The 8,549-nt window shown below is 69.4% G+C and carries 10 protein-coding genes; 8 read left to right on the top strand and 2 right to left on the bottom strand.

The genetic code is table 11. The features are described 5' to 3' along the window. The first annotated feature begins 87 nt into the window (after positions 1–87). The 3 genes from Q0L11_RS08015 (at position 88) to Q0L11_RS08005 (ending at position 2,254) form a co-directional block, all read left to right on the top strand. Positions 88–678 (top strand): OmpA family protein, encoded by a 591-nt coding sequence (locus Q0L11_RS08015; RefSeq protein ID WP_296596539.1) that lies wholly within the window; start codon positions 88–90, stop codon positions 676–678. Between the two features lie 20 nt (positions 679–698). Then, positions 699–1,466 (top strand): hypothetical protein, encoded by a 768-nt coding sequence (locus tag Q0L11_RS08010; protein WP_296596538.1) that lies wholly within the window; start codon positions 699–701, stop codon positions 1,464–1,466. Positions 1,467–1,846: 380 nt separating this feature from the next. Then, positions 1,847–2,254, top strand: a complete 408-nt coding sequence (locus Q0L11_RS08005) for a GreA/GreB family elongation factor (RefSeq protein ID WP_296596537.1) — start codon at positions 1,847–1,849, stop codon at positions 2,252–2,254. A gap of 37 nt (positions 2,255–2,291) precedes the next feature. On the opposite strand, the gene Q0L11_RS08000 is transcribed toward Q0L11_RS08005, so the two are convergent. Together Q0L11_RS08000 and Q0L11_RS07995 are read right to left on the bottom strand one after the other, a co-directional pair. Then, on the bottom strand, positions 2,292–2,825 hold the full coding sequence (locus Q0L11_RS08000) for a DUF1697 domain-containing protein (RefSeq protein ID WP_296596535.1): 534 nt from the start codon (positions 2,823–2,825) through the stop codon (positions 2,292–2,294). Then, positions 2,822–3,442, bottom strand: a complete 621-nt coding sequence (locus tag Q0L11_RS07995) for a glutathione S-transferase family protein (protein WP_296596533.1) — start codon at positions 3,440–3,442, stop codon at positions 2,822–2,824. The genes Q0L11_RS08000 and Q0L11_RS07995 overlap by 4 nt, the downstream gene beginning before the upstream one ends. 104 nt (positions 3,443–3,546) lie before the next feature. Here Q0L11_RS07995 and Q0L11_RS07990 point away from each other — a divergent pair, with 104 nt between their 5' ends. The 5 genes from Q0L11_RS07990 to Q0L11_RS07970 all read left to right on the top strand — a co-directional run. Continuing rightward, the gene (locus Q0L11_RS07990) at positions 3,547–4,917 is read left to right on the top strand and encodes an MFS transporter (protein ID WP_296596531.1); all 1,371 of its coding nucleotides are present in this window, start codon (positions 3,547–3,549) and stop codon (positions 4,915–4,917) included. A gap of 56 nt (positions 4,918–4,973) precedes the next feature. Further along, positions 4,974–5,642, top strand: a complete 669-nt coding sequence (locus tag Q0L11_RS07985) for a glutathione S-transferase family protein (RefSeq protein WP_296596529.1) — start codon at positions 4,974–4,976, stop codon at positions 5,640–5,642. 49 nt (positions 5,643–5,691) lie between these two features. After that, positions 5,692–6,480, top strand: coding sequence for an SDR family oxidoreductase (locus tag Q0L11_RS07980; protein WP_296596528.1), 789 nt, complete (start codon positions 5,692–5,694; stop codon positions 6,478–6,480). A gap of 175 nt (positions 6,481–6,655) precedes the next feature. Then, complete coding sequence (locus Q0L11_RS07975; protein WP_296596527.1) at positions 6,656–7,345, top strand: PEPxxWA-CTERM sorting domain-containing protein; 690 nt, start codon at positions 6,656–6,658, stop codon at positions 7,343–7,345. 152 nt (positions 7,346–7,497) lie between these two features. Next, a partial coding sequence (locus Q0L11_RS07970) for an MFS transporter (RefSeq protein ID WP_296596525.1) occupies positions 7,498–8,549 on the top strand: 1,052 nt, incomplete at its 3' end.

The raw sequence follows: 8,549 nt of genomic DNA, 5'->3' as shown, positions 1-8,549 counted from the left end.
GAAAACGGCCTAGATCGGGCCTGATTGAAAGGTTGTTCAAAGCTTAACGACGGTCGGGGGGACCAACCGGAACGGAGAGACTTGAATATGATCCACCCTACGTCGAAGGTGCTGATTGCGGGGGCGGCTTTGCTGGGTGTCGTCAGCCTCGGGGGCTGCGCCACCAAGAAGTTCGTGCGTGAGGAAGTCGCTGTCGTCGGCGCCAAGACGGATGCGGTCTCCGGCCGTGTGGACACCGTCGAGACCCGCGTCGCCAGCGTCGAAGGCACCGCCAAGGACGCGCTCGACCGCGCCACCGCGGCGGGCAAGCTGGCCGAGGGCAAGTTCCTCTATTCCGAGGTCCTGCAGGACGACGGCTTCAAGTTCGGCGTCGCCAAGGCCACGCTGACGCCCGAGATGGAGGCGCGCCTCGACGCCTTCGCCGAGAAGCTCAAGGCCGACAACCGCAACGTCTACATCGAGGTCCAGGGCCATACCGACGCCACCGGTCCCAAGGCCTTCAACTACAAGCTGGGCGAGGAGCGCGCGGAGGTCGTCCGTCGCTATCTGAACCAGCACGGCGTGCCGCTGAACCGGATCAGCACGATCTCGTACGGCCCGGATTCGCCGACCGCGCCCAACAAGGACCGCGCCGGCCGTCAGGCCAACCGCCGCGTCGTCCTGGTCGTCCTGGCCTAGTCCAGGCCGCGTAGAGCCCCGTGACCCCGGCTGCCCGCAAGCAAGCGCAGCGACGCCGCCTGGTCACGGGGATGCTCAGCCTGAGCCTGCACGGCGCCTTCCTGGGCGCCCTGCTGCTCGCGCAACCCGGCGCCCCGCCGACGTTCGAGCCGCCGGCGATCCAGGTGCAGCTCGTCGAGCTTCCGCCTCCCCCGCCGCCCGCGCCACCGGCCCCCGCGCCGAAGCCCGACCCCGCGCCGCCGAAGCCCGCGCCGCCGAAGGTCGAGAAGAAGCCCAAGCCCGCGCCGCCCAAGCGCACCATCGCGCGTCCGGTGTCGAAACCTCCGCCGACCGCCAAGCCCATCGTCGCGGACGCCGGCAAAGTCACCGACCTTGCCGCCGAGGTCAGCGACGCCGAGCTCGCTTCTGCCGCCAAGGCCGGCTCGGGCAGCGGCGCGGGCGGGGGCGGCCAGTGCGACATGGCCGGCTGGCTGCAGGCCAAGCTGCGCAAGGACCGCCGCGTCCAGGCCGCCATCACCGAGGCGCAGAAGGGCCGCGCCATCCGCGTCTGGAACGGCGACTGGATCACCCATCCCGGCCAGGAGGGCAAAGGCCTCGCCGCCGTGCGCGAAGCCATCATGTGGGAGGTCGCCTTCGCCCCCGAGGCCTGCCGCCGCCAGCGCGTGCGCGGCCTCGTCCTCCTCGCGCTCAACGACCAGCCCGGCGGCGGTCGCGTCGTCCTCGGCGCCGGCGACTGGCGCTGGTCCGACGTCCTCTGGGCCGCCGACTCCCCCCGGCGGCGGGGTTAGGCCGGCGCCGTTTGACTTTCCGGACTGCGCATCCCATCTTCAGTTTGCTATGTGTAAACCCGCTGCATTCGCGCGTCGACAGCATCACGCTGGTCGCCTGATCGAAGGCCAGTAGCCCCGAGGGCTGCAAGCTTCGAAGCTTCGCACTCGGGGATCTTCTATCTTCTAAGCCCGTCGATCTGGCTGAAGCTTGTTCGACAGGGCCTAGCAGCTCCAGAAATACACATGAAAAACTCCGCCGGGTTCTTGCCGGGCGGACAACGAGCTTGCGCGACCGGCACGCTGGCGAAGACCGCCGCGGCCCCGGACGCCTGTCGCTCCCCTCAACACGCGTCCTTCATCGCCGAGCGCGGCGGACGCGGATCTGAAAGCCATCTGAAATGTCCCTTCGAAGCCACCAACTCCGCAAGCCTGCCGTCTACGTGACCGAGTCCGAATACGAGCGCCTGTGGAACCTCGCGGAGAGCAACAGCTCCCGCGGCGCCACCCTCCTGGGCGACGAGCTTGCCCGCGCGACGGTCGTCAAGGACGCCCACGCCCGCCGCACGTTCGTGCGCCTGAACTCCGTCGTGGAGTTCACCGACCTGATGACGGGTCGCACGCGCCGCGTGCAGATCGTCCTCCCCGACGCCGCCGACATCGACAAGGGCCGCATGTCGGTCGTCACGCCTGTGGGCGCCGCCCTCATCGGCCTGACGCCCGGGTCCTCGATCGCGCTCAGCACCGAGGATGGCCGCTCGCAGGTCTTGCAGGTCGCAAGCGTGGAGACCGCGCACGCGGCCGCATGACCGCTCGCCGCCGTCGGCCCTGCGCGACGGCGGCGGCCTACGCCTCCAGCAACATCGCCAGCTTGCCGACGGTGTTCCAGTTCCTCGATGTGCCGCGCACCTTCAGCCGCCGCTCGATCACCACGTTCGACAGCTTCGAGGTCCCCGCGCCGTTGGGGAACCAGATGTAGAGGCAACCCGGCCCCGGCTTCACCACCTCGCCGGCGACGCAGGCGCTCTCCAGCACCTCCGGCCCCGCCGCCGGCTCGCCGGTCAGGAACATGGCCATCAGCCGGTTCGGCTCGTCCTTCGCCTGCTTCGGGAACGGGTTCGCCGCGATCACCGCCTTGAGCTGATCCAGGTCGCGCACCATCACGTCGGCCGCCAGCCCCAGGTCCTTGTGGATCGCCGCCTCCAGCGCCGCCTCGGCCTGTTGCGGCGACAGCGTCGTGCCGAACAGCACATTGCCGCTAGCCAGCAGCGTCTTCGGATCGGCGAAGCCGGCCTCCGCCGCGATCCGCCGCAGGTCCTCCATCAGGAGCTTGCGGCCGCCCACATTGACCGCCCGCAGCAGCCCCGCGACGCGCTTCACTTGGACGCCGCTTCCCATTCCAGGAACTCGGGCTGTTCCAGCAGCCGCTGGCAATATTCGCCCGCCGCGCCCGAATCCCCGAAGTCCGACAGCCGCACTCCATAGGTCCGGAAGCGCGTCGCCACCGGGGTATAGAACGCGTCGGCGATCGACCACTCGCCCGCCAGGAACGGCCCGCCGAACCGGTGCAGCAGCTCGCTCCACACCGCTACGATGCGGCGGATGTCCTTGTGTGTCGCGGGCGAGAGGCTGACTTCCTTCGGCGTGGCCTCAAGCGCCATCGGGCACTCGCCCCGGAGCGACTGGAAGCCCGAGTGCATCTCGGCCGCCGCCGCCCGCGCCATCGCCCGGGCCGCCGGGTCCTTCGGCCACAGATGCGGCGCCTTCTCGGCCAGGTATTCGCAGATCGCCAGGCTGTCCCAGATCGTAAGGCCGTCGGCCTTCAGCACCGGCACCAAGCCCGAGGGCGAGTGCGCGCGGATCGCCGCCTCGCTCATGTTGTTCTCCTGGCGCAGCTCCACCAGGGTCTCTGTGAACGGCAGGCCCGAGCGCTTGGCCGCCAGCCAGGGCCGCAGCGACCAGGTGGACCACTTCTTTGTCCCGATCACCAGTTCCATCGCGGTCGCTCCATACTGCTGATTTGAAACACTTCAACGGTTGCGGGCCGGGCCCCGGCGCCATCTAGTTCGGGGAAATCAAAAAAGTAACCGAGGAACCGTCCATGACCGACGCCGTGTCGCCCGCCGCCCCGCCCAAGGCCGAGGCTGTCGCGCCCGCGGCGCCCGACGCCCAGCCCTTCTCGCCGGGCTACACCCGCTACGCGATGTGGCTGCTGCTCGGCATCTACGTCATCAACTTCCTCGACCGCCAGGTGATCAACATCCTGGCCGAACCCATCAAGGAGGACCTGGGCCTCTCCGACGCCCAGCTCGGCCTGATGAGCGGCCTGGCCTTCGCCGTCTTCTACACCTTCCTGGGCATCCCGATCGCCCGAATGGCCGAGCGCAAGAACCGCGCGGTGATCATCGGCTCGGCCACCGCCATCTGGAGCGGCTTCACCGCCATGTGCGCCACGGCGGGCAACTTCTGGCAGCTCATCCTCTACCGTATCGGCGTCGGCGTCGGCGAAGCCGGCTGCACCCCGCCCGCCCACTCGCTGATCGTCGACTACGTGCCCAAGGAGAAGCGCGCCTCGGCCCTCGCCTTCTATTCGATGGGCACCCCCATCGGCGGCCTGCTGGGCCTCGTCATGGGCGGCCTGATCGCCGACATGCACGGCTGGCGCACGGCCTTCCTGATCGCCGGCGTCCCCGGCGTGATCTTCGCCCTGCTCGCCTTCTTCACCCTGAAGGAGCCGCGCCGGGTGATGCGCGAGCACGCCGAGCGCGTCGCCGCCACGTCCGCCACCTTCAGCCAGACCGTGGCCTACCTCGCCAGCCGCCCGACCTTCTGGTTCATCGCTTTCGCGGCCGCGATCAAGGCGTTCATCGGCTACGGCCACGCCCCGTTCACCGCCTCGTTCTTCCTGCGCAACCACGCCGCCGAGATCGCCCAGCTCGCCGACGGCTTCGGCCTGAAATCGGTGGGCTTCCTGGGCCTGGCCCTGGGCCTCATCAGCGGCACGGCCGGCGCGATCGGCTCCTGGGTCGGCGGCGCCATCGCCGACAAGTACGGCAAGCGCGACCTGCGGGCCTACATGGTGGCCCCGGCCATCGCCTCGCTGGTGACGATCCCGGTCTACATCACCGCCGTCAGCCTCGACTCGGCCGCCGTCGCCCTCTTCGTCCTCGCCATCAACGCCTTCCTGGGCACGCTCTGGTACGGCCCGGTCTACGGCACGGGCCAGTCCGTGGTGCCGCCGCACATGCGCGCCACCGCCGCCGCCATCCTGCTCTTCATCATCAACCTGATCGGCCTGGGCCTCGGCCCGCTCGCGGTGGGCCTGCTCTCGGATTACCTGAACAAGGGCGTCGGCCTCGGCGCGGCCGAGGGCGTGCGCTGGGCGCTGATGATCTCGGCCTCGTTCGGCTTGGTCGCCTTCGCCTGCTTCTGGATGGCCCGCCGCACGATCCGCGAGGACACCGTAAGCTGAGCCTGTCGGAAGGTCGGGCGCCGGTTCGTCCTCGGGGTTAAGCTCCGGAGACCGCCATGCGCCCGATCATCACCGCCTTCGAAAGCTCGCCCGACCGCGGTCGGGGCCTGGCCCGCGACTTCCGCGTTCGCTGGGCTTTCGAAGAGGTCGGCCAGCCCTACGACGTGCGCTTGGTCTCCTTCGACGCGATGAAGCAGCCGGCCCACCTGGCGCTCCACCCGTTCGGCCAGATCCCGACCTATGAGGCGGACGGCCTGGTTCTCTTCGAATCGGGCGCCGTCGTCCTGCACATTGCCCGGCGCCAACCCGGCCTGCTGCCGGAGGACGAGGCCGCCTGCGCCCGCGCGGTCTCCTGGCTGTTCGCCGCCCTCGACACGGTGGAGCCTCCCATCGTCGAACTCTCCATGACGGCGATCCTGGAACGCGACGAGCCCTGGTACGAGGCGCGCCGCCCGATGCTTGAGCAGCGCGTGCGCCAGCGCCTGGCCCAGCTCGCCGCCCGGCTCGGCGAGGCCGAGTGGCTCGACGGCGCCTTCAGCGCCGGCGACCTGATGATGGTCACCGTCCTGCGACGCCTCGGCGGCTCAGGCCTTCTGGACGAGCACCCCAGCCTGGCCGCCTACGTCGCCCGGGCGGAAGGCCGCCCTGCCTACCGGCGGGCCTTCGCCGACCAGCTCGCGGCCTTCAAACAATCGTTCGGAATCGATCCCGCCCGGTCTATGTAGGCCCGGCGCGGCCCTCGGGCGGCCGGCGCCGCACCGGGAGGAACTCGCCATGAACGTGAAGGACAAGGTCGTCGTCGTCACCGGCGGCGCGGATGGCATCGGCGCCGCCCTCTGCCGCCGCTTCGCCCGCGAGGGCGCCAAGGCGGTGATCGTCGTCGACCGCAACGGCGAAGGCGCGAAGGCGGTCGCGGCCGGGATCGGCGGCGAGGCCCACACCGTCGACGTCAGCGACGGCGCCGCGGTCGCGGCCCTGGTGGCCGACGTCGAGGCCCGTCATGGCGGCATCGACCTCTTCTGCTCCAACGCGGGGATCGGCGACGGCGACCCGGACAAGAACAACGCCGCCTCCTCGCCCGACGCCGTCTGGCAACGCGCCTGGGGCGTCAACGTCATGGCCCACGTCTATGCCGCCCGCGCGGTCATCCCCGGCATGCAGGCCCGCGGCGGCGGCTACCTGCTCAACACCGTCTCCGCGGCCGGCCTGCTCTCCCAGATCGGCGGCGCGGTCTATTCCACCACCAAGCACGCCGCCGTCGGCTTCGCCGAGTCCCTGTCGATCACCCATGGCGAGCAGGGCATCAAGGTCTCGATCCTCTGCCCGCAGGGCGTCGACACGGCCATGCTCCGCCAGGGCGACGCCGCCTCCCAGCCCCAGAACCTGGACGGCGTGCTCACGCCGGATCAGGTGGCCGACGCCGTGGTGGAGGGCCTGGCCGCCGAGAGCTTCCTGATCCTGCCGCACCCGGTCGTGCTCACCTACATGCAGCGCAAGACCGCCGACTACGACCGCTGGCTGGGCGGCATGCGCCGCCTGCGCGGCAAGATGATGGGCGGCTAGCGACCCGCGGGGTCGTCGCCCGGGCCCTCCACGACATTAAGCTTGACTATTAACTATGGCTCCCAAGCGCCTCATGCCTCGGGCGAATTTCTCCTACTCGCCTGTCGCGCGAGCCCCGTATCAATGATTTCTGAACCATGTAATGGATGCGGCCGACAGACACGGGGTTGAGATCATGAACAAGCTGCTTGCTTTCGCCGCCGCCGGCGCCCTTCTCTTCACGGCCGGCTCGGCCGCCGCCGCCACCAACCTAGTGAGCAACGGCAGCTTCGAGAGCGGCACACTGGACTGGACCTACAGCGGCTCGGGCGACGACGTGCCCGGCCACCAGGCGACGATCATCACCTACAACAACAACAACGGCTATCCGACCGGCGCCTTCGGCGAAATGATCCCGCCGGACAATTCGGTTTCGCCCAGCCCGGATGCGGTCGGCACCCACGCGCTCTATTTCGTGGCCGACCACTCTGTGGAAACGCTGTCGCAGGACGTGTTCCTCGACGTCGGCCTCTATACGATCGGCTTCTCGGTCTATGTGCCGTTCAACGGCTACAACAACTCCGGTAACGCCACTTTCACCGGCACGATCGCCGGCGTGAACCTGGCGAACTTCACCGTTGACGGTTCGACTCCCGGCCAGTGGGTGCACTACGCCGGCGTCGCCAACATTCAGACGGCCGGCGTCTACTCGACGGCCTTCACCTACAACTCGGGCGCGGCTCCGGCCGGCGACTTCGTCGTCGACCGCGCCTACATCGTCGCGGGCAACGCCGTGCCCGAGCCGTCGACCTGGGCTCTGATGATCCTCGGGTTCGGCAGCGCCGGCGCCGCGCTCCGTTCGCGCCGCAAGCTGATCGCCGCCTAAGCGCGACGACAGTCCGAAGAGATCGACGCCCGCGGCCCTGCCGCGGGCGTCTTTCGTTGCGAGCGCCCCTACCGCGCGTTCAAATCCCCCGCTAACGTCGCGACCAACAATCACGACAGAAGCCCCGCGCCGGGGCCGGGGAGAACCACCAGATGCCGCCAGCCAAAGACGCGCCGGGAGCGCCACAGTACTCCACGGCCTACCGCAACGGCGTCCTCTGGCTCCTGGTCCTGGCCTACACCTTCAACTTCATCGACCGTACGATCATCTCGACCATCGGCCAGGCGATCAAAGTCGACCTGAAGCTGTCGGACCAGCAGCTCGGCTGGCTGGGCGGCCTGTCGTTCGCCCTGCTCTACACGGCCCTCGGCATCCCGATCGCGCGGCTGGCCGAGCGGGTCAGCCGCGTCAACATCATCTCGATCGCGATCGTCATCTGGTCGGCCTTCACCGCTCTTTGCGGCACGGCGACATCGTTCCTCCAGCTCCTGCTGTTCCGCGTCGGCGTCGGCGTCGGCGAGGCGGGCCTTTCGCCGCCGGCGCACAGCCTCATCAGCGACCTCTTCGAGTCGAAGAAGCGCGCCACCGCCCTCTCCATCTATTCGTTCGGCATCCCGCTCGGCACCATGTTCGGGGCCATGGCGGGCGGCTGGATCGCCGAGCACCTGTCCTGGCAGGCGGCCTTCATGGTCGTCGGCCTGCCCGGCGTGCTGGTCGCCATCGCCATCAAGGTGTTCGTGAAGGAGCCGCCGCGCGGCTGGGCCGACCGGCATCTGCAGCCGCTCGCCGAGGAATCCCCCGGCGCTCTGGGGCGCGAGGCCTCCGAGGCCGGCGCCCCGTCCGAGGCGCTGGAGCCGCCGCCCTCGATCCGCTCGGTCGCCAAGCGCCTGTTCGGCTCGTGGGGCATGTTCCACATGGTCGCCGGCATCACCATGGCCAGCTTCGCGGGCTACGGCACCGGCAACTACGGCCCCGCCTATTTCATCCGTGAGTTCGGCCTCAGCCTCGGCATCGTCGGCCTCGCCATCGGCCTGATCGCGGGGCTCTCCAACGGCGCCGGCACCCTGCTGGGCGGCTTCCTCACCGACTGGGCCTCGAAGAAGAGCGTCCGCTGGTACGCCCTGGTCCCGGCCATCGGCCTGATCCTGGCCACGCCGATCTACATCTTCGCCTACACGCGCGAGAGCTATCAGCTCGCCTGGGC

Source organism: Phenylobacterium sp. (assembly GCF_024508875.1).
GTDB lineage: Bacteria > Pseudomonadota > Alphaproteobacteria > Caulobacterales > Caulobacteraceae > Phenylobacterium.
Note: the sequence above shows the minus strand (reverse complement) of the source record. Positions and strands in the feature narration are given on the sequence as shown.